The sequence below is a fragment of the Capnocytophaga gingivalis genome (assembly GCF_002302415.1).
Taxonomy (GTDB): Bacteria; Bacteroidota; Bacteroidia; order Flavobacteriales; family Flavobacteriaceae; genus Capnocytophaga; species Capnocytophaga gingivalis.
The window spans coordinates 1,725,488-1,750,328 of the sequence record NZ_CP022386.1; the positions used below are offsets into that span (position 1 = coordinate 1,725,488).

Annotated in this window: 27 protein-coding genes and 1 tRNA gene; 15 read left to right on the top strand and 13 right to left on the bottom strand. The window is 41.7% G+C overall.

Features of this window, described 5'->3' with window-relative positions:
- Nucleotides 1-52: 52 nt before the first annotated feature.
- Genes CGC50_RS08145 through CGC50_RS08155 form a run of 3 tightly spaced genes read left to right on the top strand, consistent with a single transcriptional unit; the run spans nt 53 to nt 1,797 of the window.
- Nucleotides 53-715: a hypothetical protein gene (locus tag CGC50_RS08145; RefSeq protein ID WP_095910424.1), complete on the top strand. Its 663-nt coding sequence runs from the start codon at nt 53-55 to the stop codon at nt 713-715.
- Nucleotides 708-1,295 carry an SUKH-4 family immunity protein gene (locus CGC50_RS08150; protein ID WP_095910425.1) on the top strand — a complete coding sequence of 196 codons (588 nt, stop codon included), beginning with the start codon at nt 708-710 and terminating at the stop codon, nt 1,293-1,295. The genes CGC50_RS08145 and CGC50_RS08150 overlap by 8 nt, the downstream gene beginning before the upstream one ends.
- A 25-nt stretch (nt 1,296-1,320) precedes the next feature.
- Nucleotides 1,321-1,797 carry a DUF6678 family protein gene (locus CGC50_RS08155; protein WP_095910426.1) on the top strand — a complete coding sequence of 159 codons (477 nt, stop codon included), beginning with the start codon at nt 1,321-1,323 and terminating at the stop codon, nt 1,795-1,797.
- Between the two features lie 2 nt (nt 1,798-1,799).
- Here CGC50_RS08155 and CGC50_RS08160 read toward each other — a convergent pair whose 3' ends face one another.
- Genes CGC50_RS08160 through CGC50_RS08170 form a run of 3 tightly spaced genes read right to left on the bottom strand, consistent with a single transcriptional unit; the run spans nt 1,800 to nt 3,248 of the window.
- A complete protein-coding gene (locus CGC50_RS08160; RefSeq protein WP_095910427.1) occupies nt 1,800-2,255 on the bottom strand; it encodes a methyltransferase family protein in 456 nt (151 codons plus the stop codon).
- A 23-nt stretch (nt 2,256-2,278) separates the two neighbouring features.
- Nucleotides 2,279-2,863: a DUF4303 domain-containing protein gene (locus tag CGC50_RS08165; RefSeq protein WP_095910428.1), complete on the bottom strand. Its 585-nt coding sequence runs from the start codon at nt 2,861-2,863 to the stop codon at nt 2,279-2,281.
- A 28-nt stretch (nt 2,864-2,891) separates the two neighbouring features.
- A complete protein-coding gene (locus CGC50_RS08170; protein WP_095910429.1) occupies nt 2,892-3,248 on the bottom strand; it encodes a hypothetical protein in 357 nt (118 codons plus the stop codon).
- Between the two features lie 142 nt (nt 3,249-3,390).
- On the opposite strand from CGC50_RS08170, the gene CGC50_RS08175 reads away from it, so the two are divergent.
- The 10 genes from CGC50_RS08175 (at nt 3,391) to CGC50_RS08220 (ending at nt 11,377) form a co-directional block, all read left to right on the top strand.
- The gene (locus tag CGC50_RS08175; RefSeq protein WP_095910430.1) at nt 3,391-3,915 is read left to right on the top strand and encodes a hypothetical protein; all 525 of its coding nucleotides are present in this window, start codon (nt 3,391-3,393) and stop codon (nt 3,913-3,915) included.
- Between the two features lie 42 nt (nt 3,916-3,957).
- Nucleotides 3,958-4,482 carry a hypothetical protein gene (locus tag CGC50_RS08180; RefSeq protein WP_095910431.1) on the top strand — a complete coding sequence of 175 codons (525 nt, stop codon included), beginning with the start codon at nt 3,958-3,960 and terminating at the stop codon, nt 4,480-4,482.
- Nucleotides 4,483-4,541: 59 nt separating this feature from the next.
- On the top strand, nt 4,542-5,327 hold the full coding sequence (locus CGC50_RS08185) for an SDR family NAD(P)-dependent oxidoreductase (RefSeq protein WP_095910432.1): 786 nt from the start codon (nt 4,542-4,544) through the stop codon (nt 5,325-5,327).
- Between the two features lie 38 nt (nt 5,328-5,365).
- Nucleotides 5,366-6,358 carry an SMI1/KNR4 family protein gene (locus CGC50_RS08190; RefSeq protein WP_095910433.1) on the top strand — a complete coding sequence of 331 codons (993 nt, stop codon included), beginning with the start codon at nt 5,366-5,368 and terminating at the stop codon, nt 6,356-6,358.
- Nucleotides 6,351-7,364: an SMI1/KNR4 family protein gene (locus CGC50_RS08195; protein WP_095910434.1), complete on the top strand. Its 1,014-nt coding sequence runs from the start codon at nt 6,351-6,353 to the stop codon at nt 7,362-7,364. The genes CGC50_RS08190 and CGC50_RS08195 overlap by 8 nt, the downstream gene beginning before the upstream one ends.
- Nucleotides 7,365-7,474: 110 nt before the next feature.
- Nucleotides 7,475-7,654, top strand: a complete 180-nt coding sequence (locus tag CGC50_RS08200; RefSeq protein ID WP_095910435.1) for a hypothetical protein — start codon at nt 7,475-7,477, stop codon at nt 7,652-7,654.
- Nucleotides 7,655-7,689: 35 nt separating this feature from the next.
- Entirely contained in the window at nt 7,690-8,430 is a 741-nt protein-coding gene (gene sufC / locus CGC50_RS08205) for a Fe-S cluster assembly ATPase SufC (protein WP_002665630.1), read from the top strand.
- 36 nt (nt 8,431-8,466) lie between these two features.
- Nucleotides 8,467-9,327, top strand: coding sequence for a hypothetical protein (locus CGC50_RS08210; protein WP_095910436.1), 861 nt, complete (start codon nt 8,467-8,469; stop codon nt 9,325-9,327).
- Nucleotides 9,328-9,384: 57 nt separating this feature from the next.
- A complete protein-coding gene (gene sufD, locus CGC50_RS08215; protein WP_095910437.1) occupies nt 9,385-10,686 on the top strand; it encodes a Fe-S cluster assembly protein SufD in 1,302 nt (433 codons plus the stop codon).
- A gap of 10 nt (nt 10,687-10,696) precedes the next feature.
- Complete coding sequence (locus CGC50_RS08220; protein ID WP_002665822.1) at nt 10,697-11,377, top strand: hypothetical protein; 681 nt, start codon at nt 10,697-10,699, stop codon at nt 11,375-11,377.
- Nucleotides 11,378-11,426: 49 nt separating this feature from the next.
- On the opposite strand, the gene CGC50_RS08225 is transcribed toward CGC50_RS08220, so the two are convergent.
- A complete protein-coding gene (locus CGC50_RS08225; RefSeq protein WP_095910438.1) occupies nt 11,427-12,179 on the bottom strand; it encodes a superoxide dismutase in 753 nt (250 codons plus the stop codon).
- A gap of 302 nt (nt 12,180-12,481) precedes the next feature.
- Here CGC50_RS08225 and CGC50_RS08230 point away from each other — a divergent pair, with 302 nt between their 5' ends.
- Together CGC50_RS08230 and CGC50_RS08235 are read left to right on the top strand one after the other, a co-directional pair.
- Entirely contained in the window at nt 12,482-14,218 is a 1,737-nt protein-coding gene (locus tag CGC50_RS08230) for an alpha-amylase family protein (RefSeq protein WP_095910439.1), read from the top strand.
- Nucleotides 14,219-14,296: 78 nt separating this feature from the next.
- On the top strand, nt 14,297-14,866 hold the full coding sequence (locus tag CGC50_RS08235) for a MarC family protein (protein ID WP_095910440.1): 570 nt from the start codon (nt 14,297-14,299) through the stop codon (nt 14,864-14,866).
- Between the two features lie 118 nt (nt 14,867-14,984).
- Here the strand turns inward: CGC50_RS08235 and CGC50_RS08240 are convergent.
- From CGC50_RS08240 to CGC50_RS08280, 9 genes are all read right to left on the bottom strand, one after another.
- Nucleotides 14,985-15,057 (bottom strand) — tRNA-Met (locus CGC50_RS08240).
- Between the two features lie 141 nt (nt 15,058-15,198).
- Nucleotides 15,199-17,043, bottom strand: coding sequence for a glutamine--fructose-6-phosphate transaminase (isomerizing) (gene glmS, locus CGC50_RS08245; RefSeq protein WP_095910441.1), 1,845 nt, complete (start codon nt 17,041-17,043; stop codon nt 15,199-15,201).
- A gap of 89 nt (nt 17,044-17,132) precedes the next feature.
- Complete coding sequence (locus CGC50_RS08250; protein WP_095911325.1) at nt 17,133-17,681, bottom strand: methyltransferase domain-containing protein; 549 nt, start codon at nt 17,679-17,681, stop codon at nt 17,133-17,135.
- 11 nt (nt 17,682-17,692) lie between these two features.
- Nucleotides 17,693-18,832 (bottom strand): beta-ketoacyl-ACP synthase III, encoded by a 1,140-nt coding sequence (locus CGC50_RS08255; RefSeq protein ID WP_095910442.1) that lies wholly within the window; start codon nt 18,830-18,832, stop codon nt 17,693-17,695.
- Nucleotides 18,833-18,886: 54 nt separating this feature from the next.
- On the bottom strand, nt 18,887-19,654 hold the full coding sequence (locus CGC50_RS08260) for a patatin-like phospholipase family protein (RefSeq protein ID WP_095910443.1): 768 nt from the start codon (nt 19,652-19,654) through the stop codon (nt 18,887-18,889).
- Nucleotides 19,655-19,664: 10 nt separating this feature from the next.
- A complete protein-coding gene (asnA, locus tag CGC50_RS08265) occupies nt 19,665-20,675 on the bottom strand; it encodes an aspartate--ammonia ligase (RefSeq protein ID WP_095910444.1) in 1,011 nt (336 codons plus the stop codon).
- Between the two features lie 6 nt (nt 20,676-20,681).
- Nucleotides 20,682-21,371 carry a 5'-methylthioadenosine/adenosylhomocysteine nucleosidase gene (locus CGC50_RS08270; protein ID WP_095910445.1) on the bottom strand — a complete coding sequence of 230 codons (690 nt, stop codon included), beginning with the start codon at nt 21,369-21,371 and terminating at the stop codon, nt 20,682-20,684.
- Between the two features lie 351 nt (nt 21,372-21,722).
- Nucleotides 21,723-22,304: a DUF502 domain-containing protein gene (locus CGC50_RS08275; protein ID WP_095910446.1), complete on the bottom strand. Its 582-nt coding sequence runs from the start codon at nt 22,302-22,304 to the stop codon at nt 21,723-21,725.
- Nucleotides 22,305-22,353: 49 nt separating this feature from the next.
- Nucleotides 22,354-24,735 (bottom strand): efflux RND transporter permease subunit, encoded by a 2,382-nt coding sequence (locus CGC50_RS08280; RefSeq protein WP_095910447.1) that lies wholly within the window; start codon nt 24,733-24,735, stop codon nt 22,354-22,356.
- Nucleotides 24,736-24,841 lie beyond the last annotated feature (106 nt).

Genomic DNA, 24,841 nt, shown 5'->3' on the forward strand with positions numbered 1-24,841 from the left:
TATTTTGGTAAAGTTAAAATTATATAGCTACTAAATTAACTAAATTAACAATATGACCGAAGCAGTAGCAAAACACATCAAAAAGCTCCATCTGTTGGAGAAAAAAGGAAATTTAGAGGTAGAAGACCTCTTAAAAATCCTCAAAACGCCTAATAAGGAATATATTACTCCCTTGCGAGAAATGGTAGCGCAATACCATTGGCAACCACTGAACGATGAGCTTATTGTGCCTTTCGCCTCGTGGGTAGATGCCCTTTGCATTTATTTGGAAGAAGGGGGACAAGGCTTGGTAAAAGCAATTCACAAGACAAAAGACTTCTTTAGCATCGTCTTTGGAGTGTTAAAAGAGTTACCCTCTGAGGAATCACTTCTTGTCTTTTTGGAAATTGCCCAAACTTTTTCTGCTAAAATTACCGATGAACAGGAGGATTTTGTAAAAGAATACACCTATTCACTTTGTAATATATCACACCAGCTCAAAGGAGGGAACGTGAGTAAAGACCATCACGAGGCTTTTGTACCTATCTTAAAGCAGATCATCAGCTTTGGGCAGTCTAAAAAAGACGAAGTGCTAATGTGTAGTGCTGCTGTATGCTTTCAGGCGTTTGGCGACAAGAGCGATATACCCTACCTCAAAGCACTCTCTTTTACAGAAGCCTATTACAAAAACACAGGAAAAACCATTGCCAAAAGAATAGAGAAGAAATATGCTTAGTTTTACAAAAGACGATAGAGAAGCCCTACACCAAGCCGGCATTACCGCTGAGTTGCACCCTGCTCAACCCCACCTAATGAGCCTTGACGAGGTACTGCAAAACAAGTTTGCCCTACTAAATGACTATCCACAAATGGGGTTTTACTTCATTCGCTTTCCCGATGAGCTTGTCTCTATGCAACTAGAAGGGGAACACTTCCAGTGTTTTGGAAAATGTTGTTATGGTTATTTTGCACTCAATACTAAGGGGAATGTATGCTTACTCTGTACCAATAACGATTATACCGATGCCCCTGTGGTGTGGGTGAATCATTCGTTGGACGAGTTTATCAAAAGTTATAGTTGGTTGTTATCAGGGGTATTTCAGCTCAAAGGTAGTGATACTTCTACCCAAGAAAAACTTTTTGCAGTACTCGATAAAGTTGCCCAGCAAATAACCGAGGCTATCCGTGAGCTTAATCCTGAATTATTAGAGGAAGGAAGCCTTTGGAGCCAATTTATTTATATGATAGAAGACGGCTGGTTTTCTACCGCTTACCACGAAATATTCTATATCAGAGAAGGAAGAAGAAGTCTGTAATAATTTGTCAATTAAAAATACTCCTATGGAAAAATACAAGGAACTATTTCCATCCACAGAAGACTACCATCGCTATATAGAGCAATTGGAAAAGAAAATAAGCACCTTTGCGACTTCGTATATGAGCAATGCCAAATGGCGCAAACTCTTTACGGCTATCATCGCTCATAAAAATCTTATCAAGCAGTGCGAAATATATGATTTCTTTGGCTATTGTGTGAACGAAATCGCTTGGCACAAAGTAGGCAATGACAGCGATTTGTACATTCAAGAAGATTATATTTCGGAAAATATTACCACTGGTGAATACCCTACTTATTACCGCGAAATTGAATATATAGAGTTCAAAGCACGCTGGCAAAAGGCATATATTGGCAAGTTAGTCCCTCCCATTTACGAGACACAAGACCTCAACGCTATCGAAACCTTGCTCCATAGCATAGGTCAGTTTCAGTTATTAAAAACAGAAGAGAGTTTGAGGGTATTGGGGTATGGCAATTAAAATTACAGCCAGCGGCGTACTTTCAAGCAATAGTTTTCGTATTCTTTGCCAAATTTCAGTCTGAGAGCGCGCTCTTCTGGAATGATTTGGAAGCGTGTCATATAGACTATAAATAACGGTATCCCTATCCAAGTTAAAAGATAAGAGAGCCATATCGCCCAAGCGAGCAAACAGCAAGCCAAGCCTACGTACATAGGATTACGGCTCAGCTGGTATACCCCTTTTGAAACAAAATGAGTAGCCTGCGATGGCTCAAGAGGATTGATAGTAGTGCGGACTTTGTGAAAACTCCAAAGACTAGCTAATCCAACTCCTATACCTATCCCTGCAACAACCATAGCCACTATAGGCAAGTGAGGCAATGCGCCAAAAGGCAATAAACGAGCAAGCACCCACATTATCAAAGCACAGATAAACCATACTGCAGCAGGTGGGATTTTAAGTTCTAAATTCTTCATTTATAAATCAACTAATGTTTTTTTTAGAAAGGAGCATACACCCCCAAGTCTTTTCCCCAATCCAATTCGGCAAAACGAGTACTAAAAGCCTCATATACTTCTTTGGAATTGATTTGTAAAGCGGTGTAGTTCTCAATTTCTTGTAGTTTTGAAATATCAGTAAATGATACAAAAATAGGTAGGTTGCTATGCTTTAATAAGCTTTCTACCTGAGGTTTGGCTTTAACAAGCGCTGCCATACACACTTCAAGCATAGTTTTCCTATAGTTATCACAATCGCTTTTGATAGCACTCACCTCTTCCCTAAGTTTTTTATTAAAGGCTTTCAACTGACTATCTTCTAAATCATAACTCATACACAACCATTCATTAGGCGACCATTTAAAATATAGAAAATCGTCAGTATCAGTAGGTGTTACCTCATTTTCTGATAGAATCTTCTCCAAGTCTTCAGTATTGGCTAATGCTAAAAAAAAATGTTCCATAGCATCATTGCAAACCAATGCCAAGGCATAAGTTTGTTTGTGATTATCCTTCATTTGGTTCAAATCGTTCACAATACTATTGCACAAGGTACTGGTGAGTTCTTCTATTTTTTGTTTATCCATAACGTTATTATTTTAAAGGCAAAGATAATTATATTTTGGTAATTTTCAATTCGTCTGCAAAGATATCTATACAACCCACTTTACCGATAAGTTGTATTTGCCAATGCTGGTGCTGTTTTACTTTTTCTTTGCACAAAACAGAAGCAATATACATACTATCTCCCTCATAATTAATAGGATAAACCGATTGTTTACCTACTGCTACTCTTACATTAAAGCTGCTGGTATTGGAAAAAACCAATTGATACTGCTCTATTTGTTCCTGCAATTTGCTTACTATTATCACTAAGTCTTGCGAATGTTGTATATTTTTAGCATCAAAATCAAAAGAGATAGTTTGGATTTTGGCATCGGGCAGGAGGTTTATAAAATCTTGTAGGGTCATTATTTTCTTTCTTTACAGAGCAAAAGTAGTGATATTTTGGTAATTAGCAAATTATCTATATCTTTGTAGCCTAAAAAATGAAGAAGTGTCATCAGTGAGTTATCCCGATTTGCACTTTTCAGCTTATAAAATTAATAAACTAATGAATACACTAAGAAAAGAACTACGCCCCGATTTTGCGACAGCAGAAAAGCTGTTCCCGCTTGTATTAAAACGTTTGGAAGACTACGAAGCCTTTCATGATGCCCAAAGTGAAGACACTCCCGAAGAAGTATTTGACAAAGAATACAAGGCAATGGAACAATACCTCAGTAAACTCACGGGTAAAGACCTTTCCGACACTTGGCTATGGGAATGGTGGGAAGGCAATGGTATTGAGGCTTTTGCCTTTGATTTGGCTATGCCCGACCCTATAAAGCACAACGACCTCACTCGTGAAGATATCGCTGCTTTTGTGCGTATCATCATAGACAGTGAATTTGAGTGCGAAAACGATTTTCAGGAGGAGTTTATGATGGATATGTTCTACGAAAATCAATACTTTTATAAGTTTTTAGAGCTCAACTGTCCGCATTTCGACCCTTCTGTATTTAATACCACCAAAGATAAAAAAGGTAAGTATCACGAGCCTACTGTGGAGGAGGTAATGAAAAAAATATGGAAATAGCCTAACCCTTACATATCTATACAAAATAAAATTAATAAACTAATGAATACACTAAGAAAAGAACTACGCCCCGATTTTGCAACAGCAGAAAAGCTGTTCCCGCTTGTACTAAAACGTTTGGAAGACTACGAAGCCTTTCATGATGCCCAAAGTGAAGACACTCCTGAGGAAGTATTTGACAAAGAATACAAGGCAATGGAGCAATACCTCAGTAAACTCACGGGCAAAGACCTTTCCGATACTTGGCTATGGGAATGGTGGGAAGGCAATGGTATTGAGGCTTTTGCCTTTGATTTGGCAATGCCCGACCCTGTAAAGCACAACGATCTCACTCGTGAAGATATCGCTGCTTTTGTGCGTATCATCATAGACTGTGAATTTGAGTGCGAAAACGACTTTCAAAGGAAGTTTATGATGGATATGTTCTACGCGCATCAGTACTTTTATAAGTTTTTAGCACTGAACTGTCCGCATTTCGACCCTACTGTGCTCAATACCACAGAGTATAAAAATGGTAAGTATCTCCAACCTACTGTGGAAGGGGTGATGGAAAAAATATGGAAGTAGGTGTCAGGTATCAGGCGTCAGGGAATAGAATTGACAATTAATCTTAAAAATCTAAACAAATGGAACTAAATCGTATCAAAGGAAAAATCGCTTTTATCTCGGGCGCCAGCAGTGGGATAGGTAAAGCGGTGGCTGTAAAGTTGGCGCAAATGGGCGTAAACCTCATTCTTTGCGCTCGCCGTGCTGAGGTGTTGGCTGAATTGAAAGCTCATCTCGAAAAAGAACACGCTATAGAGGTCATTACCTTAGCTTTCGATGTGAGAAACTACCAAGAGGTGGCGAAAAATGTCCAATCCTTACCCGAAAAATGGCGACAAATAGATATCCTCATCAACAATGCAGGCTTAGCAATAGGATTGCAACACCTCCATACCTACGCCATTGAAGATATAGACCAGATGATAGACACCAATATCAAAGGGTTTACCTATATCGCCAACAGTGTGATTCCGCTAATGATTGCCACTGGCAAGGTGGGAACGATTGTAAATGTAGGGTCGGTAGCGGGAGAAATAGCCTACCCTAATGGCAGTATTTATTGCGCGACCAAGTTTGCCGTAAGAGCCCTCAGCGATACAATGCGCATAGAGCTAATGGACAAAAATATAAAGGTAACCAACGTAAAACCAGGGTTGGTAGAAACCAATTTCAGCAAGGTGCGTTTCAAGGGCGACCAGCAGAAAGCAGATAATGTATACAAAGGCATCACGCCCCTATATGCCGAAGATATCGCCGATACTATCGCCTATATCGTCAATCTGCCCGACAAAATTCAAATCACCGATATTACCGTCACCCCCCTCCACCAATCGGATGCTATTCACGTTCACAAATTAGCAAATTAGTCAATTTGCCAATTAGTCAACTCTCTAATTTCCTCCTTATGTTAAAAACCTTAGAACAACAATACCAATTTCAATATCCTGAACTATATCATCGGCTTTATGCTGAACAAATGCTCGATATAGGCGAATACACTTCACATTGGAGTAAAGAAGTATATCCACGACTTAAAAATCACCCACCACTCTTTTTGTACAGCGGTGATTTTGAGTTGATTCCACTTGCTAATATTGCCGAAGCTATCGAAGAACTCAACGGCGAGGACAGTTGGTTCAGTATCAACCCCGATTACCTTTTTATCCCTTTCGGAGAAACAGGGGGTGGCGATTATTATTGCTTTTTGTACGACCAAAATGCTCCTAAACCTACTCCTCCTATTGCCTTGCTACAACACGATTCTGACGAGGCTGAACTATTAGCAAACACCCTCGAAGACTTCTTTTTCTATGAGATGCTCAACTCGGTGAACGATATATACGAGGGGTCACTCGTACGCAGTGAAGGTGATTTCTACGAAAATATCACCCACCTGCTACAAAGTCACCTGCCTTATATAAGCAATGAAGCGCAACGGCAAGTAATACAAGAAGTTTACAGCCGAAAACTCTCCGATTTCACACGTGTGTTGCCACGTTCTACCCAAACCTATCAAGGATTATTATCTGATGAAGAATTGGAGCAACTCCTGCAACAACATATCCCCATAACAGGCGAAAAGACCTTTGTATATACAACTGAAAATGAGATAGAAAGCACCCCTTCGCGATATATAGACGGAACGCTCTATGTAAGGGTAAGTCCTATTCCTGCTAAAAACGACAAAGTGTATGATGCCCTCAAAGCCCTCAATTGGCGACAAAACAAAGCTGTTACCGACCGCTTAGAGTACAGCAAGAAAATGCAATTGTACTACAACGACCAGTATGGTATCCCGTGGGAAGAGTATATTTTAGGCGCTTTCAAAGAGCGTATTGAGGCGCTTAAGAAATTCCCTAATGTGACCGTAACTTTTGAACAAGCAAACAATGACTAAACAAGAAAAAGATTTCAGCGACCTCTCCCAAAAACTTCTCACCACTACCGATGGCAGTGAGTATCACGAATTGGTAAGAAAAATAGTGAAGAAGTACGGCGAGAAAATGCGTCAAGAAACCTTACAAACCTTAGTACGAGCAGTAAAAGAAAGCAAAATCACCCACGCTCGCAACTTTGTAATCGCACGTATCTCGGAACTTGTGACCGAAAACGACACTGCGTTCGCCCCTTTCTTCTACGAAATGATAACCAAAGGTTTACCCTATTGGGCTTTTAGCGGACTGCTGAAAGTAGAGGGAGACAAGTGCTATCCTTTTTTGGTAGACTACTTGCAAAAGGAGGATAGCAAAGAAAATAAAGGCAGTGCTATCATCGCCTTAGCCGAGCATAGCGGACAGCCTTTTAATAACGACCTCCCCTCCGACCCTGCTTATTGGCAAGCCTTGCCTATGGAAAAAGTACTTGAATGGCAGGCACAAGGCTACCCAAGAAAACAAGCACAAAACGACTTTCCGTTTTTAGCTCAAAACCCACAAACCGACTTAGAAAAGGTAATGGCTAAAATAGAGCAGGTTTTAGCAAAGGAGAGGGAGTTTTGGCACGTAAAATCATATCAATACAACCGCGCTATTTTGGAAGTACCCGAAAAGCAAGTTATCGACGAGATTAAAGCGCGTTGGCAGCTGCCCGCTGTCTACCTCACTTTCTTAGAACGCTTTTCGCCTGCCGATGATGCTTTCCTCAAGGGCATCAATCTGTATGGTGCTAATACTTTAATAAAGCGCCAATGCGGTTATGCTTTCAGTAGCCCCGATGATGAACGCTTCCCCGATTGGAAAGCCCATTGGCTCGTAATCGCCGATAAAGATGCCGACCCCTATATACTCGACCTTTCCAAAAGTGACGGCAACGATGCTCCTATCTATAAAGCTCCCCACGGTGCAGGTCAGTGGAAATGGCGCAAAGTCGCGGGAAGTTTCTTAGAGTTCTTAGAAAAATTGTAGGAAGGACCTTTTTGGAGAGAAGGTAATTTCCAGATTACTAAAAAGATAAAATCGTCTTTTTCTTGGAATACAAAAAGAAATGATGTATCTTTGCACCTTGAAATAGAACTATGGAAGAAGAGGAAATATTATTTGTCATAACAGTAGCCGATGTACAACATTGGGCAGAAGAGAAATTAGGCAGGCGGCTTACTTATGAAGAACTGCAAATAGCAAAAGATAAATTGGAATGGGGCTTGTCAGAAGACATTGATATGGTGTATAGTGCTATTTTTGAAGAGATGAAATAAATCAGAAAGTATAATAAATTATAAAATCATCAAGCATGTTAATAATAAAAAATCTCCACGCAGGTGTGGATGGGAAGGAAATCCTTAAGGGGATTGACTTAGAAATAAAAGCAGGTGAAGTACACGCCATTATGGGACCTAACGGAGCCGGAAAATCTACCCTCTCTTCGGTAATTGCAGGTAACGAGAACTTCGAGGTAACCGAGGGTGATATCCTCTTAGAAGGCGAAAGTCTGTTAGAAGATGCCCCTGAAGAGCGCGCTCACAAAGGTATCTTTATGTCTTTCCAATACCCAGTGGAAATCCCTGGTATATCTGTAACGAACTTCATCAAAACAGCCATCAATGAGAGTCGCAAAGCAAAAGGACTCCCCGATATGCCTGCTGCCGAACTCCTCAAGAAAATACGCGAAAAAGCAGCCCTTTTAGAAATAAACCCCGATTTCCTCTCTCGCTCCCTCAACCAAGGATTCTCTGGCGGTGAGAAGAAGCGCAACGAAATCTTCCAAATGGCAATGCTCGAGCCCAAAGTCGCTATCCTCGATGAAACCGATTCTGGTCTTGATATCGATGCCCTCCGCATTGTCGCTAATGGCGTGAACAAACTCAAAAACGAAAACAACGCAGTGCTCGTTATCACCCACTACCAACGCCTATTAGACTACATCGTCCCCGATTATGTTCACGTGCTTTCCGATGGTAAAATCGTAAAAACAGGCGACAAAAACCTCGCCTTAGAATTGGAAGCTAAAGGTTATGATTGGCTGAAAGGATAATGGTTAATTATTAATGATTAATGATTAATTACGGTTATGCTCATTGAAAAATACACAGAAACCTTAACAAACCCTTTGTTACCTGAGGCGTTTCAGTTCTCAAAAAGAAAAGACATCTTTGCTATCAACTATGAACATCAGCAAATAGGCGTATGCAATGAGTCAGAAGGATTTTCGCTCTACACTTTTGAAAAAGAACTGCTTTGGGAAATAAACAAACCTATTGTGGGGGCTTTATTAGCGATAGAACGCCAGCAAATTTGGCTTGCCCAGCGCCACGATGCCCAGCACATCACCGTATGGGTGTATGACCTGCAAGGGAAGGCTTTGGCGTCTATACCTATGGACGACGAAATCTACGATGCTAATATAGAGCTGAAAGCCTTACCTAATAACAAGGTGGTTATCACTTTCTATGGCGGACAAGATGGTTGTATGAGCTATCTGCTATCTTTTGAAAACGAAAAACTAAAAGTAGCCAAACAATTGCCTAATGATGTAGATTTCTGCTGTATGCTCAGTGAAAAAGAAGCTGTATTCACCAATTTCTACGAGGCAGAGCTTTATGTAATGAGTTATCCATCGCTAAAAACACTCAAAAAACACCATTTCTCCAAGGATTGGGGAGCCATAGCACAACCTTTCAAAGGTGACAAAATACTGATTACCGATATGTATTGCAATCGGCATTACATTTTTGATATCAGTACCCTCACAGTGGAAGACGAAATCATTTTCAAAGGTTTTGAACCTTATCAAGATGAGGTAGAAGAGTTTTTAGTAAGCGATATCGACGAACTCCACTATCACAACGGTCAGCTGATAGGAGGATATACCGAAGTAGATAGCAATCGTAATGCCATATACCATTGGCTTATTAGCAAATTAGAATATTAGCCAATGGCTCATTAGCAAATTGACAGCCTGTGTGGCTCGCACTAAAAGATTAAGAAGATGAATTTAAAAGAAAAATGGGTTACTGCCTTCGAGGCATTCCCTCATAAAGACGATATATTAAATGACATTCGCAAAGAAGCCCTTAGTTTCTTTGCCGAAAAAGGTTTCCCACATAAAAAAGTAGAAGCGTGGAAATACACCTCACTCTCTGACCTCCAAGCTACTGATTACAGTTTGTGGCAACCTATTCACAATAAAACAACCCTCTCTCCCGAAGTGTTGCACAAGTACGCTATCGCAGATTGCTATCAGCTTGTGTTTGTAAACGGCTATTACTGCCCCGAAATGTCGAGCAAAGAGATTGCAGGCGCTACCATTACGCCCCTATTAGAGGCGTTGCACAAGGGAGGAGAAGCCTTTATCAAAAAATACTTCAATACCAATACCGAAAAAGGCGATATATTCACAGCCCTCAACACGGCTTTTGCCTCAGAAGGAATCTATATAGAAGTACCTAAAGGAAAAATAGTAGATAAACCTATACAGTTGTTGTATTTCAACGACAGAAAAGAAACCACTTGCTATCAGCCACGCAATATTATTGCCGTGGGCGAGAATGCACAGCTCAAAGTCATTGAAGTACACCAAAACTTATCGGATACTGCTACGGCTATCCTTACCAATGTAGTAACCGAGGCTTTTGTAGCCAAAGAAGCTTTCCTCGACTATTACAAATTGCAAAATGATAGCCTTACCGCTTCTCTTATTGATAACACCTATATTTCACAAGAAGCAAATAGTCACGCCAGCGTGCATACCTTCTCATTTGGGGGCACACTCACTCGCAACAACCTCAATTTCTATCACCAAGGCGAGTATTTGGAATCTACCCTCAAAGGGTTGAGCATCCTCAAAGGCACTCAGCACACCGACCATTATACGCTAGTAAACCACGCTTGTCCTAATTGCGAGAGTCATCAAGATTATAAGAGTATCGTAAGTGATGAAGCTACCAATGTATTCAATGGTAAGATAATGGTAGAGCAAATCGCCCAGAAAACAAATGCTTATCAGCAGAACGACAATATCCTCCTCTCCGATAAGGCAACGGTATACACCAAGCCCCAACTCGAAATCTTCGCTGATGATGTGAAGTGCTCACACGGCTGTACCGTAGGCTCTCTCAGCGCAGACTCTTTATTCTATCTGCAAACACGTGGGATAGGCAAAAAAGAAGCGGCTGCCCTACTTACCTATGCTTTTGCAAATACCGTATTAGAAAGCGTAAAAATCCCGGCTCTCTCGGAGCATATCAATCAGATTATTGCTGAAAAATTAGGAGTAACTGTAGATTTTTAATTAATGAGATATGTTACCTTTTCTCACAAAGATATCTCTTATTTCTTTGTTGCTAATAGGGAATACGTATGGACAGAGGGAGGACATTTGGCAAGAGCAATCTTCCTCGCCTATTCTTAGAAAAGTAGAGAAGAGCAAGGAGATATTCCTATCTTCTACCTCTTGGCATACTTGCCAATGGGTGCATTATCTTCATGGGGAGACCAGTGCTTCTCTTATGAAAATACCTAAGGGGGAGCGACCAGCTCCCTCATCCTATTTGCGCCCTAACGATATAGCAGTGCATTTGAGTACTTTTCTACAAGGGGCCTCCTATATCGTACCTGAAGATATTTTGGATAAGTATGGGCGTGCGCTTGTGGGCAGGCCTGACAATTGTCAATTTGTAATCCCTAAGGAACAAATGGATTGTCTTTTGGAAGAAGCAAAGGGAGATGTTTCTTATATAGAAGCAGCTTTAGGGGTGCCTCATGGGCATTGGGCAGGAAGGAGACTCTCTCGGATAGATATTCCTTCTCCTGAGAATTTTTTTCTGAGAATGCCTACAGGCAATGAAGCAGGGGTCAATAAGTTCTGGTTGCCAGGAGGTTATCTGTGGCAGGGGTATCGCGAAGCAATCATTAGCCAAGTCCCCCAAGGAGCCTATGTGGAAACGAGGATAATGATCAATACCAAAATAAATAATGAGTAATGACTAATACTGTATTAGTCATTACTCATTATTCATTGATCATTGAGAATTAGTTCTTTGCTTTTTCAAATTTCTGAGCCACTACATCCCAGTTGATTACATTGAAGAAGGCATCAATGTATTTAGGGCGTTGGTTCTGATACTTGAGGTAGTAAGCGTGTTCCCATACATCCAAGGCAAGGATAGGAGTTCCTTGTATAGGCATATTAGGCATGAGAGGGTTGTCTTGGTTAGGAGTATCTCCTATGTGCAACTTGCCATCTTGCCCTACTACAAGCCATGCCCAGCCTGAACCAAACTGCTTAGCAGCGGCATCTGCAAATTGGTTTTTGAAATTCTCCAAAGAACCGAAATCAGCATTGATTTGTGCCAATAGAGCTCCTTTTGGAGTGGTCTTTTTAGGAGTCATCACTTCCCAGAAAAGAGTATGGTTATAGTAACCTCCAGCATTGTTGCGTACAGCCTTGTTGTTCAAGTCCAATCCTGCGAGAATCTCCTCTATAGTCTGGCTCTCAAGGGCGGTACCAGCAATAGCCTTATTTAGGTTGTTAGTATATCCCAAGTAATGTTTAGAATAGTGGATAGACATAGTGCGCCCATCTATATAAGGTTCTAAGTCACTATATCCATAAGCAAGACCAGAAAGCTGGAACTTACCTTGTGCTTTTACTTCATTGGGATTACCCCAATTTTCTTTTGCAACATTTTGCTTTACAGTCTCTTGTGCTGCGGACTGTGCGGTCTTAGGGCAATTACAAGAAGCAACTGCTACCAAGATCCCTGGTAGAATGAATCTTTTCATTTTCTTTTAGGTTTTATCTGTTAAGAGGGGAAAAACTGTTTAGAAGGGTTAGAAGAATGGTCAGTGCAAAGGTACAAAATAAAGTAACACTATTTGTTTTTTAACTTTTATTTGGCTTTTGTTGGTTAGTCTTCAAAATATACTTATCTTTGCCGTCCTTTTGTCTGTGATTGGTAGTAGAGTAGCTAAGAGGTTTGTGATTGGGTTTTATTCTTCACATGCTATTACTCACATACTCAGCTGTGGACACTCGCTGGCTTTACTCACTATTTGCTCATGCGACTTTACTTATTATCTAAAAAATGAAAGTGATTATTTATCAGGCCTTTGTGAGGCTTTTTGGCAATATATCTACTGATAATATTCCTTATGGTACTAAGGAAGAGAACGGCGTAGGGAAGTTTTCCGACTTTACCGATGCTGCCCTACAAGGGATAAAGGAGTTGGGGACAACTCATATTTGGCTTACAGGGGTGCTACATCATGCCTTGGTGGGCGACTATACTGCTATAGGGGTTGCTCATGACAATCCCTATTTGGTCAAGGGGCGAGCAGGATCCCCCTATGCAGTGAAGGATTATTACAATGTGAATCCAGACTTGGCGGAGAATCCAGACAAGCGTTTGCAGGAGTTTGTCGCTCTGGTGGAGCGTATCCATCGGCAGGGGATGAAAGTCATTATAGACATAGTCCCTAACCATGTAGCTCGCCAATATCACTCTACCTCCAAGCGGGAAGGGATTAAAGATTTTGGAGAAGAAGATGATACTACAGTAGGATATAGGCGTGATAATAACTTCTATTATAATGTTGGAGAATCCTTTCAACTGCCAGAATTTTCTTTAGGATATACCCCTACCATTCCCTATACTTCCTATCAGGAGTATCCCGCTAAGTGGACAGGGAATAGTCGTAGTAGTACCCCTGCTCTTACCGATTGGTATGAGACTGTAAAGCTCAACTATGGAGTAAGCCCTGAAGGAGAAAAGGACTTCGATACCCTGCCTCCAGAGTTTGCCCAGTGGGATTGGGGGGCTCATTATGCCTTTTGGCGTAGTCGTGTAGTGCCCAATACTTGGATAAAGTTCAAGGATATTGTCTCTTTCTGGTTAGCCTTGGGGGTGGATGGCTTTCGCTATGATATGGCACAGATGGTGCCAGTGGAGTTCTTCAGTTATCTCAATTCCTTTATCAAGACACAAAAGCCTGATAGCTTTCTCATGGCGGAGATTTACGAAGAAGCCCGCTATCGGGAGTACTTACACATGGGGAAGATGGATGCTCTCTATCATAAGGTGGGGCTCTATGATACCCTGAGAGATATTATCTGTTATGGACATTCGTCCGACAGGATTGATTTTGTCCAAGAACCTCTTGGTGATATTGCCCCACAGATGCTTCACTTCTTGGAGAATCATGATGAGCAGCGCATTGCCAGTGAGGGTTTTGCTGGAGAGGCGCGTTATGGGCTACCTGCCATGACACTCACAGCTCATTTGAGCCAGGCCGCAGTAATGCTTTATTTTGGGCAAGAAGTAGGCGAACCAGCTCGAGAGCATGCAGGATTTGGTGCGCCTACTCGTACTTCTATTTTCGATTATATAGGGGTGCCCGCTCATCAGGGATGGGTCAATGGCAAGCGCTATGATGGTGGAGGCCTTACCCCCGAACAGGTTTTCCTAAGGGATTTCTATTGCCGCCTGTTACGCTTACCTATAAAAGGAAATTTCCAAAATATACATAGATATAATCGAGAACATACCTCTTATTATAATGATAAGGTATATAGCTTTGTGCGGGAAGAGAAACAGCGCAAATGGATTATCATAGTTAATTTCAGTAGGGAAGATACTTACGGCTTTGACCTACAGATCCCTCCTGTGCTTAGGGCACATTGGCTACTCTCCGATGGTGTTTACCCATTGGAAGATCGACTCTATGGAGAGAAACAGACCCAACTCTTTACCATGGGAGGGCAAGCGCATATGCGAGTGGATATAGCACCTTTGGAGTCCTTAATTTTCTGTTTGGAGAAATGACAAGGTGGTAATTTTTAGTCTCATAAATGAGCTTAGATTCATACAAAAAACGTATCTTTGTGACAAAAACATATTCTGATGAATTTAGAGCATATTGCACAGATTTCTTTTAAGCTTTTTTGGATTATTGATATTATAGGAGGACTTCCTATTTTCATCAGTCTGATGAATCGTTTTGGGAAGATACAAACAGAGAAAGCTGCCTTGGTGTCGGCCTGTTTGATGATTATTTTTCTTTTTGCCGGAGAAGCTATGCTTCGCTTTTTGGATATTCCCCTGAAAGTTTTTGCCGTAGCAGGGGCTTTTATCCTTTTCATCATAGCGGTGGAGATGATCCTTGGGGTCAGCTTTCATAAAATGGAAGAAGCCAATAGCATTTCGATAGTTCCTATAGCATTCCCACTTTTGGCAGGACCTGGGGTACTTACCATGATTCTATCTTTGCACTCTTCTTATTCTTCTGTGGATATTGTTATTTCTATCCTGATCAATGTAGCTATTGCTTATATAGTCATCAAGCACTGTCGAAGAATTAATGATTGGATGGGGCAAACAGGAATTGTTATCGCCAATAAGATAGCAGGGGTCATTCTTTTGGCACTTTCTATCAAGATGTTTGCAGATAACTGGAAGACAATATTTGAATAATAGGTGTTTTCCTCCCAGAAGAAAATGCCTATATTGCTAATATTCGTATCCTGAATCCTAATCGAATATAAAAGTAAAAGCGTAATTAACTGTTTTTCAATTAATTACGCTTATTTAGTAGCGGGGACTGGACTCGAACCAGTGACCTTCGGGTTATGAGCCCGACGAGCTGCCTACTGCTCTACCCCGCGATTTACGAGTGCAAAGGTACGACCTTTTTTTTAATTACCCAAATAAAAAAATAATATTTTTTGACAAACTTTATTTAATTGAAAAACAGGTTTTTATAGCAAGAATTCACTATAAAAACCTATTTTTGTATAGAAGATATGTTACTCTACCGTTACCGATTTGGCCAAGTTACGCGGCTGATCTACGTTGCAACCACGCATAGTAGCGATGTGGTAAGAGAGCAATTGCAGTGGAATAACACTTAGAATAGGGGAGAATATCTCATCTACTTCAGGAATCTCCAAGGTATGATCAGCAAGACTACTCATCTGGGTATCATTCTCTGTTACTACAGCAATGATTTTTCCTTTTCTTGCTTTGATTTCCTGTGCATTGGAGACTACTTTTTCATAATGACCTTTAGAAGGAGCCAAGAAGATTACAGGCATATTCTCATCTATTAGGGCAATAGGGCCGTGCTTCATCTCTGCTGCTGGATACCCTTCAGCATGGATATAGGAGATTTCTTTCAGCTTTAAAGCTCCTTCCAAGGCTACTGGGAAGTTGTAGCCACGCCCTAAATAGATGCAGTTAGATACATCCTTGTACTCTTGGGCTATTTCTATAACCTTATCCTTGGTCATTTCGATAGTTTTAGCTACCAAATCAGGCACTAAGGCAAGGTTCTGGCATAGCTTCTTATAGGTCGTGTGGTCTATGGTTCCCTTCTTGTGTCCTAAGTGGAGGGCTAAGAGGGTTAGTACAGTAAGCTGAGTGGTGAAGGCCTTGGTGGAGGCAACCCCTATCTCTGGTCCAGCGTGGGTATAGGTTCCTGAGTGGGTAAGGCGAGCGATGGACGAACCTACGACATTACAGATACCATAGATGAAGGCACCACGCTCTTTGGCCAATTTCAAGGCTGCCAAGGTATCGGCAGTTTCTCCTGATTGGGATATAGCGATCACTACATCCGAAGGATTAATCACTGGGTTGCGGTAGCGGAACTCGGAAGCATACTCTACTTCCACAGGGATACGTGCCAGTTCCTCAAAGAGGTATTCTCCTACCAGTCCAGCATGCCAAGAGGTACCACAGGCTACGATAACAATACGGTCTGCACTAAGGAACTGCTTGAGGTTGTTATTGATTCCTGATATTTTGGTGGTATGATCTTCCAAGAGGCGGCCACGCATAGTATCTTGGATAGATTGGGGTTGTTCAAAGATTTCTTTGAGCATGAAGTGCTCATATCCTCCTTTTTCTATGGCATCGATACTGAGCTTAAGCTCTTGTATGGTAGGGTCTACTTCCTCGTTGTTATGTATCTTGCGTACCTGAACCTCTTGATTGAGCTCTATGGTAGCCATCTCTCCATCTTCGAGATAGAGTGCATTCTGGGTATATTCTATAAAAGGAGAAGCATCGGAGGCTATATAGAACTCATTTTCACCGATTCCTATTACCAGGGGACTTCCTAAGCGAGCTACGACCATTTTAGAAGGATGTTCTTCCTCCATTACCGCAATAGCATAAGCGCCTACCACCTCGTTAAGAGCGTAGCGAACAGCCTCCTCCAAGGGGAGTTGTTTCTTATTCTTGATGTATTCTATGAAGTTAACCAATACCTCTGTATCCGTATCAGAATGGAATACATAGCCTTCTTTGAGTAGGCGCTGCTTGATAGGTTGATAGTTCTCTATGATTCCGTTGTGTACGATAACCAATTTGCCAGAATTGGAAAAATGAGGGTGAGAGTTCACATCATTGGGCACCCCATGAGTAGCCCAACGGGTGTGGCCAATTCCGAAAGTAGCTCCAGAGAGGGTATTTTTAGCAGATTTTTCCTCCAAGTCGGAAACTTTTCCTTTGGTCTTTTCGCTGATAAATTTTCCAGCATTTACTACAAAACCGGCACTATCATAGCCTCGGTATTCTAAGCGCTTGAGTCCGTTGATGATAATCGGATACGCTTCTTTATTTCCTATATATCCTACAATTCCACACATAATTTTCTGTTTTTAATTATTATAGATAGCGTGCAAAGGTACACTTTTTCTAAAAAATAAATGGATTAATTAATGTTTATTTTGTTTTATTATATCTTTTTAACTCGATATTCATCATCGATTATTCTTTCTGCATATACCGCATAGTATCTTGGGGTGAAGTATCTTAGCAAGGGGCGTATCCCAAGTTTCCCAACAGGGTGCGTCCATTTTTCTCTATATTTTATTCTCCAACCGGCTTTCTCCAAAAGCATATCCAGTTGCCAGTCCTCGAACTCGTGATAGTGACAGTCGCGAGGGTCTTTGTCATTGCGATAAGCCGAGGCAAACCACAAGCGTAAGGGTACAGTTACCAAAAGTCTTTGCGCAGGTAAGTGCTGAAGCACCTCGAAGGGGTTTACCAAGTGTTCTAATATCTCCAAGGCGGTGACAAACTCTCCTGTATAGTCAGCTAATTTCTCAGGGAAAAGATCCAAATCCTCTCCTTGAGTATTGTTCACAATGTATCCTTCCTTTTCCATTACTTCGGAAAAGGGGTTGCGTACCCCTAAGTCCAATATGGTGGTTCCCTTGGGGGAAAACCGCTCCAAGATAGTCAGGGTCTTGCGATAGCGCTTCTGAGGATAGATACGATACATAGAGTTCATGGTTATACTACTTTTAACAAAGCATACGAATATGAAAAGCGTCCACTCTCTGGTACCGAAAGCAATAGGTTGTCTCCCTTTTGTAGCTTTCCAGAGTTGAAAAGTTCCTCCAACATTAGGTAAGGAGAAGCGCTTCCTACATTGCCAACCTTCGTTAGGTTCATGAACCAGCGGTCAAGAGGAATATCTATCCCTACTTTCTTAAGTTCCTCATATAAGCGTTCCTTGAAATAATTGGAAGAGATGTGAGGGAGGAAGTAAGTGATTTCTTCAGCGGAAAGATCATGTTTCTTTAGGGCAGCGAGCATACTCTCTGCTCCTTTTACCAAGATGTTTTCATTAAGTAGTTTCACATCTTGTTTGATGGCAAAGATAGAGTATTCTAACCACTCTTCAGGAGAGTAATCACTCCATGCTTTTAGAGAGCCATCGGATTGTTTTTCGCCTCCAGCATACATACAAGCTTCCAACTGGTGGGCATAGGAGTAGCCCTCCATCCACATGATTTGTAAGGAATCTTGTGAGGGAAGAGGGGTGTTCTCTAAAAGGAAGGCCCCTGCTCCATCGGAAAGCATAAATCGAAGGAAGTCCTTCTTGAAAGCCAAGATAGGGTGTTCTTCTAAGAGGGCAAGGGTCTGTATTTCATTCTCATATTTGTTTGCCCTTAGCCAAGTAGAAACACGTTCAGATCCTGTACAGACAGCATTGGAACTATTGCCTGCTTTTACAGATAAATAGCCAAACTTCAGGGCATTCATGCCTGAGTTACATACTCCTGCTGAGGAGTTAAGCTCCACAGACCCACTTCCTCTCAATAGGCCGTGTACCATAGCCGCATGCGAGGGTAACAAAGTGTCTGGTGTGGAGGTGCCACAAGAGAGTACTTCTATATCTTCTGCCCTAAAGCGATCGTCTAATAACCCTTCTATCGCCAAGCAAGTCAGTTCGGTATTGGTGTGAGTAGGATTGCCTTGTGTATCAAGTGCATAATAGCGGGTTTGTATGCCGTTATTTCTCAGTACGACACGCTTGGCTCGCGAGGCAGCTTCATTTATCTTTCCTAAGAAAGCTTCCATCTGGTCATTGTCAATAGGGGTATTGGGTAAGAATTTGTTAGCTTTGGTGATATATACGCAATTCATGAATTGTTTAGCTATTTATAAAAAGTTACGGAGTGCAAAGATACGATTTTTCTTTTAATTCTCTACTAAACTCTTGATAAGGGCTATATGAGAGAGCGTCTTCTCATATCCATAGTCAAAGGCCTTATCTATAAGTTTTGTTTCTAATACTCCTATGTTGTCTAATTCATGTAGGAAGACATAATCACATTTCTTGAACTTTTTCTCATAGGATCCATCCATGACTACATTGTAGATACGTTGGAGAAACTTGATAGGATTACCTAACTCCTTCTCATTAACCTCCTTGAGCGGGTTTACGAAACTTCCTATAAGGATGTCACACTTTCCCTTGAGGGGCTCTATTGGGAAATTGTTCAGAAGCCCTCCATCACAATAGATAGCCTCTCCTATCTTTATAGGGGAGAAGTAAGGCGGCAAGGCCGAAGATGCAACCATAGGGGAAATGAGGTCTCCCTTAGAGAAGTAAATAGCTTTTCCATTGAGTAGATTGGTAGCGGCTATGTATAGTGGGATGGAGAGTTCCTCAAAGGTATTGCAAGAAAGGTGTTTTTGGAATAAAGCAGGGTATTTGTTGCTATTGATAAGTCCCATTCTTGGGAGGGAGAGCATCGATAGCTTAAAGAGGGGAGTCTCTTTGAAGAAATCTATTATCTCCTCTGGAGTTTTTCCTGAGGCATAGAGAGCTCCTACCAAAGCCCCTCCACTAGTACCTGAGATCACCACAGGACGCAGATTGTGTTCTTCCAAGGCCTTGAGCATTCCCCCATGGGCTAAAGCACGCACTCCACCCCCAGAGAGTGTAAGTCCAAAAGTTTTCATAGACAATATCTTATAATAGGTTAATATGATGCTTTGCACATAGGGAGAGTATTTCCTCTGTCCAGATAGAGGCTTGCACCTCTCCTATATGGGCTTTCTGAAGGAAAAACATACAGATACGAGATTGACCAATCCCTCCTCCTATGGTAAAGGGCAAGGATCCTTCCAGGAGCATCTGGTGATAATCCAAGTGCTTACGTTCTTCTAAGTTGGATACTTTGAGTTGTTCCATAAGGGAAACCTCATCGACTCGGATACCCATGGAGGAGAGTTCTAAAGCACTTTCCAGGACAGGGTTCCAGAGAATTAGGTCGCCATTGAGTTGCCAATCATCATAATCAGGAGCACGACCATCATGTTTTTCACCGGAGAGGAGTACCCCACCTATCTGCATGATGAAAATAGCCCCTTTCTCCTTAGCAAAGCGTTGTTCCCGTTTGTTGGGAGATAGGCTTGGGTACCTGTGTTCTAATTCTTGGGAGGTAATAAAAGTAATCTCCTTGGGCAAGAATGGGGTCAGTAGCGGATATTCAAGGGTCATTACCGCCTCAGTAGCTAAAAATACTTGATAGATTTTTTTGACAGTTTCCTCCAAATAAGCCAAAGTACGCTGCTCTTTGGTAATGATTTTTTCCCAATCCCATTGATCTACATAGATAGAATGGGTATTGTCCAAGGTCTCATCCCGACGAATAGCATTCATATCAGTATAGATACCTTCCCCAGTATTGAGTCCATAACGCTTGAGAGCCAAGCGTTTCCATTTGGCTAAGGAATGTACGATCTCGATGGTGTCCTCAGGGGCGTCTTTCATACTAAAGGATACGGGTCGCTCTATTCCATTGAGATTGTCATTGAGTCCAGTAGAGTTTTTTACAAATAGAGGTGCCGAGATACGAGAGAGGTTCAGGGCTCTGGATAGTTCTGTCTCGAAGAAGTCTTTGATTCGCTTGATGGCTCTCTCGGTATCCATGATTCCATATTTGGGATCATATCCTTGGGGAATTTTGCATACGGTCATAAGTGGTTATATTAGGTGTTCGATAAAGTCTATATTCATCTTGGCCGATAGGGCGGCTGCTTGGGAGACAAAGGTATCATAGGAGATCGTATTTCCTTCGCCTGCATTGTCTGAAACAGCGCGTAGGATAAGGAAAGGTGTATCCATAAGGTAGCAGGTTTGCGCTATAGCTGCTGCTTCCATCTCTACAGCTACAGCCTCGGGGAAGTGGGTTTCTATCCATTGGCGGGTCTCTTTCTTGCTCACAAAAGAGTCTCCACTGACTATCGGAGCACAATGCAGCTGAGAGGTATAGCGAGCTACCGACTCTTGGGCTTTGTAGAACCATTGTTCGGCAGGGAGGTAGCTTCGGGGCATCTGGGCTTGTTGGCCTATGGCATAACCAAAGGCTGTGACATCTACATCGTAGTAGCTGACCTCTGTAGCCAGTACCATATCGAAGACCTTGCTGTGTCGTAAACCTCCAGCAGTCCCTGTATTGATAACCAGCTCTGGAGCAAAATGATCTATAAGGAGTGCAGTCCCTATGGAGGCACTTACCTTACCAATACCGGAGAGGAGTACTACCACTTGGTGGTTGCCTATCTGTCCCTCATAGAAAGCATAACGCCTGAGGTGGGTTGGGGCAGGATTGCCTAAATATTCTCTAAGAAGCTGTATCTCACTCTCCATAGCTCCGATGATTCCTATCTTCATAGTTTTGAGTTTTTAATTTTTGAGTTATTTATATTTAAGTTTCGCAAGTTGTATAACTTATTGATTTTCAAAAACCTCCCCCTGTCCCCCTCCAAAGGGGGAATGAGATAGTTTATGATTATCAATGAGTTATAGAGAGAAAATTTTACGTATTGACAAACAGTTTTTGCCTTTTCAACGCCCTTATTCCCCCTCTCAGAGGGGGTAAGGGGGAGGTTTTATTTGTAGTATATTGATTTATAAATAGTTATAATTTTAATTATATTCTAAAAACGACTTGCGAAACTTAAATTTATATAATATAAGGGCTGACTACGGCTTATCCCTCTGCTCCTCGATGAGGGAACTTTTTCACGGATTACTCACCGCCCCTACAGTGCCTCCACTTACGGCAAACTCCATAGCTTGTTTGGCTGTGAAGCCCTCGGCAGGTTTTACATAGTCCTGATGGACAACAATCACCCAACCAGAGATAGCATAGGAATGGGGTAGGTATACACTGACCATTTCTTTAAGACCGATGGCAGACATGTCCTCTTGGGTAAGGAAGCCTATACGCCATATATCCGGCTGCTCTTGTACTTTTACCCATACTGGGTTAGAGAACTTTTGCTTGTCTCCGACAAAGGAGCCTATCACGTCCCGAATGGTCTTGTAGATAAACTTCACCCCTGGGGTGTGTTCCAAAAGATAGTCCAATCCCTCCACTAAAAGTTTTCCTACAAGAAAACGATTGCCTAAGTAACCGATTAAGGTGGTACCCCCCAGCACAAGGATAAAGACAAGTCCTGGGAAACGTTCTGAAATATGAGGTACAAGGTTGTCTACGCTGTAGAAAATAGACCAAATAATCCAAACGGTCGTACTCAAGGGGCCTATAATGACAACTCCTTGTAGAAAATATTTGAGAAAACTATGTATATATGGGTTCATAAATATTTGTAAAGCTATTTTACTTAGGTTATTTTTTACTCTTCACTTTTTACTCCTCCTCATCTTCTCCCAATACATCTATATGCGGTTCTATAAGTGTCTTTTTGTTGGCGATACTCTTCTCCAAAGCAATCAGCAATGACGGTAGGAGAATTAGGTTGCTGGTCATGGCAAAGAATAGAGTGGTTGAGATAAGCCCTCCTAAAGCTTTTGTGCCTCCAAAGCTCGATAGGGTAAAGATGGAGAATCCAAAAAGCAATATTATAGAGGTATAGAACATACTAATCCCTGTCTCCTGCAAGGCAGCATATACCGAGCGCTTCACCTTCCACTTATGCAGGACAAGTTCCTGACGATACTTGGCCAAAAAATGGATGGTATCATCGATGGAAATTCCAAAAGCAATTCCAAAGACCAATATGGTAGAGGGCTTCAGTGGGATACCTGCATATCCCATGACTCCCGCAGTAACCAGTAGTGGTAATAGATTGGGGATAAGAGAGATGATAACCATTTTGAACGAACGGAACATATAGAACATCATCACGGCGATAATCACTATAGTAAGTAGCAACGACTGAATGAGGTTTCCTACTAAATAATCAGTTCCTTTGGTGAACATATAAGCCTTACCTGTCAGGTGCACCTTGTATTGGTCTTGAGGGAATAATTTTTCTGTTTGCTTGGCGATAGCCTCTTCTATCTGATGCATTTTCTCGGTACCTATATCCTTCATGAAAACCGTGATACGGGCTACCTGTCCCGTACTATCTACAATACTACGTAGCATATCGGCCTTTCCCTCTGAGTTTTTTACATAAGCAAGGACAAAGGCACGTTCCTGAGCCGTAGGCAGGGCAAAATATTCAGGATTGCCATTATAGAAAGCTTGTCTGGCATATTTCACTAACCTTACTACTGAGATAGGTTGAGATATTTCGGGGATATCCTCCAGATATTCCTCGAGCTTGTCCATGCTCTGTAGGGTAGAGGGGCGCATGACCCCATTTTTCTTGCCCGTATCGACTGTGATTTCTAAGGGCATAATGCCGCCAAACTCTTTTTCAAAGAAGAGAATATCATCATAGAAAGTCTCTCCCTTGGGCATATCCTCTATGACACTTCCTGAGATATGGATACGATAGATTCCTATAATACTCGCCACTAAGAGGGCTACCGCTACAGAGAAAGTAGCAAAACGGTGCTTCTTGACAATACGCTCTATCCCCTCCAAGAGCCCTCCTATCCATTGCTTGGTTAGGTGCTTGAGATGTCGAGGCTTAGGAGTGGGCATAAAGCTATATATGATAGGGATCACACACAAGGAAATCACGTATAAGCACATGATACTGATAGAGGAGACAATCCCAAACTCCTTTAGGATACTGCTCTCAGTGATGATAAAGGTAGCAAAACCTGCGGCCGTTGTTAGGTTCGTCAGTAGCGTGACATTTCCGACCTTGGTAATGACACGTTGGAGTGCCATTGCCTTATACCCATGCTTGTGTATTTCCTGCTGGTAACGGTTGATGAGAAAGACACAGTTGGGCACCCCTATAACGATTACCAAAGGAGGAATTACTGCCGTGAGTATAGTAATCTCATAATGGAAAAGACCTAAGAAACCAAAAGCCCACATCACTCCTATAAGAACTGTACACATGGAGATGAACATCGCTCTAAACGAACGGAAGAAAAAGAGCAACACCAAGCAGGTGGCCAAGAGTGCTCCAATGATGAAAAAGCCTATCTCTCCAGTGATAATCTCGGTGCTTAGGGTACGTATATAGGGCATACCCGATACATGTATAGGAACCCCTAAGTCTTTCTGATAATTTTCTATCAAGGGTTTTAGATCCTTGAGTATAAAATCCTTACGAATGGCTGTATTGACAATATCCTTGCGTAAGGAAACGGCCATTCGCAGGGTGGAATGGTCTTTGTTATACAACAGACCTTCATATACAGGTGTTTTGTCAAATAGTTTTGGGAAAAGGCTGTCCACTTCCCCTTGGGTAGAGACTTCCTGAGGGAAGAAGTTACGTGTGGCAAAGCGCTCATGGATCGTATCCTTGTACAACTCTTTAATAGTATTCAGCGAGAGTACTCCCTCCACTTGTGGGAATTTCTGTAAATCATGAGCCAACATATTCCAGCGGTTAAAGCCCCCTGCTTGGGTGATCTTGTCCGCTTCTACTCCTATGACAATCAGGTTGCCCTCTTCACCAAACATACTCAGGAACTTATCATACTCCTTGCTGATAGGGCTGTCCTTCGGGAGCATATTCGCCTCCGAATAGGTCATGCGGATATACTTCCACTGTAGGGCTAAGAAGATAGTAATCCCTATGAAAACAGATAGGAAAATATAGCGATTGCGCAAAACAAGACGCGCGACAAATACCCAAAAATTATTTAATAACTTTCTCACGTTCTTCTTTAAGTTAAGTGCTTAACAGGCTGCAAAGGTAAACATTTTTCGCTACAATTTTTAATCTTACGAAAATAGATTGTTTTCTATTTTGCTATTTTATAAA

Bases quoted from the DNA above. Each gene is read 5' to 3' on its own strand.
- CGC50_RS08145 (WP_095910424.1), top strand. From the start codon at position 53: ATGACCGAAGCAGTAGCAAAACACATCAAAAAGCTCCATCTGTTGGAG.
- CGC50_RS08150 (WP_095910425.1), top strand. From the start codon at position 708: ATGCTTAGTTTTACAAAAGACGATAGAGAAGCCCTACACCAAGCCGGC.
- CGC50_RS08155 (WP_095910426.1), top strand. From the start codon at position 1,321: ATGGAAAAATACAAGGAACTATTTCCATCCACAGAAGACTACCATCGC.
- CGC50_RS08160 (WP_095910427.1), bottom strand. From the start codon at position 2,255: ATGAAGAATTTAGAACTTAAAATCCCACCTGCTGCAGTATGGTTTATC.
- CGC50_RS08165 (WP_095910428.1), bottom strand. From the start codon at position 2,863: ATGGATAAACAAAAAATAGAAGAACTCACCAGTACCTTGTGCAATAGT.
- CGC50_RS08170 (WP_095910429.1), bottom strand. From the start codon at position 3,248: ATGACCCTACAAGATTTTATAAACCTCCTGCCCGATGCCAAAATCCAA.
- CGC50_RS08175 (WP_095910430.1), top strand. From the start codon at position 3,391: ATGAATACACTAAGAAAAGAACTACGCCCCGATTTTGCGACAGCAGAA.
- CGC50_RS08180 (WP_095910431.1), top strand. From the start codon at position 3,958: ATGAATACACTAAGAAAAGAACTACGCCCCGATTTTGCAACAGCAGAA.
- CGC50_RS08185 (WP_095910432.1), top strand. From the start codon at position 4,542: ATGGAACTAAATCGTATCAAAGGAAAAATCGCTTTTATCTCGGGCGCC.
- CGC50_RS08190 (WP_095910433.1), top strand. From the start codon at position 5,366: ATGTTAAAAACCTTAGAACAACAATACCAATTTCAATATCCTGAACTA.
- CGC50_RS08195 (WP_095910434.1), top strand. From the start codon at position 6,351: ATGACTAAACAAGAAAAAGATTTCAGCGACCTCTCCCAAAAACTTCTC.
- CGC50_RS08200 (WP_095910435.1), top strand. From the start codon at position 7,475: ATGGAAGAAGAGGAAATATTATTTGTCATAACAGTAGCCGATGTACAA.
- sufC (WP_002665630.1), top strand. From the start codon at position 7,690: ATGTTAATAATAAAAAATCTCCACGCAGGTGTGGATGGGAAGGAAATC.
- CGC50_RS08210 (WP_095910436.1), top strand. From the start codon at position 8,467: ATGCTCATTGAAAAATACACAGAAACCTTAACAAACCCTTTGTTACCT.
- sufD (WP_095910437.1), top strand. From the start codon at position 9,385: ATGAATTTAAAAGAAAAATGGGTTACTGCCTTCGAGGCATTCCCTCAT.
- CGC50_RS08220 (WP_002665822.1), top strand. From the start codon at position 10,697: ATGTTACCTTTTCTCACAAAGATATCTCTTATTTCTTTGTTGCTAATA.
- CGC50_RS08225 (WP_095910438.1), bottom strand. From the start codon at position 12,179: ATGAAAAGATTCATTCTACCAGGGATCTTGGTAGCAGTTGCTTCTTGT.
- CGC50_RS08230 (WP_095910439.1), top strand. From the start codon at position 12,482: ATGAAAGTGATTATTTATCAGGCCTTTGTGAGGCTTTTTGGCAATATA.
- CGC50_RS08235 (WP_095910440.1), top strand. From the start codon at position 14,297: ATGAATTTAGAGCATATTGCACAGATTTCTTTTAAGCTTTTTTGGATT.
- glmS (WP_095910441.1), bottom strand. From the start codon at position 17,043: ATGTGTGGAATTGTAGGATATATAGGAAATAAAGAAGCGTATCCGATT.
- CGC50_RS08250 (WP_095911325.1), bottom strand. From the start codon at position 17,681: ATGTATCGTATCTATCCTCAGAAGCGCTATCGCAAGACCCTGACTATC.
- CGC50_RS08255 (WP_095910442.1), bottom strand. From the start codon at position 18,832: ATGAATTGCGTATATATCACCAAAGCTAACAAATTCTTACCCAATACC.
- CGC50_RS08260 (WP_095910443.1), bottom strand. From the start codon at position 19,654: ATGAAAACTTTTGGACTTACACTCTCTGGGGGTGGAGTGCGTGCTTTA.
- asnA (WP_095910444.1), bottom strand. From the start codon at position 20,675: ATGACCGTATGCAAAATTCCCCAAGGATATGATCCCAAATATGGAATC.
- CGC50_RS08270 (WP_095910445.1), bottom strand. From the start codon at position 21,371: ATGAAGATAGGAATCATCGGAGCTATGGAGAGTGAGATACAGCTTCTT.
- CGC50_RS08275 (WP_095910446.1), bottom strand. From the start codon at position 22,304: ATGAACCCATATATACATAGTTTTCTCAAATATTTTCTACAAGGAGTT.